General features: G+C 65.1%; 1 protein-coding gene and 1 pseudogene. Both read left to right on the forward strand.

The genetic code is table 11. From position 1 onward, the window contains the following. Positions 1-236 (forward strand): annotated as a pseudogene (locus ACNOHI_RS24740) (NADH-quinone oxidoreductase subunit D); the annotation flags it as partial. A 36-nt stretch (positions 237-272) separates the two neighbouring features. Next, positions 273-774 (forward strand): NADH-quinone oxidoreductase subunit NuoE (gene nuoE, locus ACNOHI_RS24745; protein ID WP_420477387.1); only part of this gene is annotated, 502 nt, incomplete at its 3' end.

Below are 774 nucleotides of genomic sequence, written 5' to 3' on the forward strand. Positions count from 1 at the left end.
CCGAGGGCTTCAAGGTGCCCGAGGGCGAGGTCTATGGCTGCGTCGAGGCCACCAAAGGAGAGTTCGGCGTCTACCTGGCTAAGGACGGGGCCAGCAAGCCGTATCGTTGCAAGTTCCGCGCGCCGGGCTGCCCGCACTGGCAGGCCATGGACTGGATGAGATACGGCGACCTGTTGGGCGACGTCTCCGCCATCCTCGGCTCGCTGGACATCGTGTTCGGCGAGATCGACCGCTAATTTTCGCTTTCGCGCTGCTATTCAAGGCCCTTTGCCATGTCCGCTCGTCGCCTCGCCGCTGATCAGCCCAAGAGCTTCGCCTTCACGCCGGAGACCCTGGAAAAGGCCGACTGGTGGATCGCCAAGTACCCGCCCGAGCGCAAGCAGTCGGCGGTGATCCCCATCCTGTGGCTGATCCAGAAGCAGGAGGGCTGGGTGTCCGAGCCCGCCATGCGCGTGCTGGCCGACAAGCTGGGCATGCCGGTGATCCGGGTGCTGGAAGTGGCCACCTTCTACACCATGTTCCAGCTGGAGCCGGTGGGCTCGGCGGCCCTGATCCAGGTGTGCGGCACCACGCCCTGCATGCTGCGCGGCGCGGGCGCCCTGATGGACGTGTGCAAGGCCGAGATCGGCGACAAGGATCACCTGTCCAAGGACGGCAAGTTCACCTGGCAGGAGGTGGAGTGCCTGGGCGCTTGCGTGAACGCCCCCATGGCCCAGATCAACGACTACTATTTCGAGGACCTGACGCCGGAATCCCTGCGTGAGATCATCGCCG

It is taken from the genome of Noviherbaspirillum sp. ST9 (genome assembly GCF_048799745.1).
Taxonomy (GTDB): domain Bacteria; phylum Pseudomonadota; class Gammaproteobacteria; order Burkholderiales; family Burkholderiaceae_D; genus Noviherbaspirillum.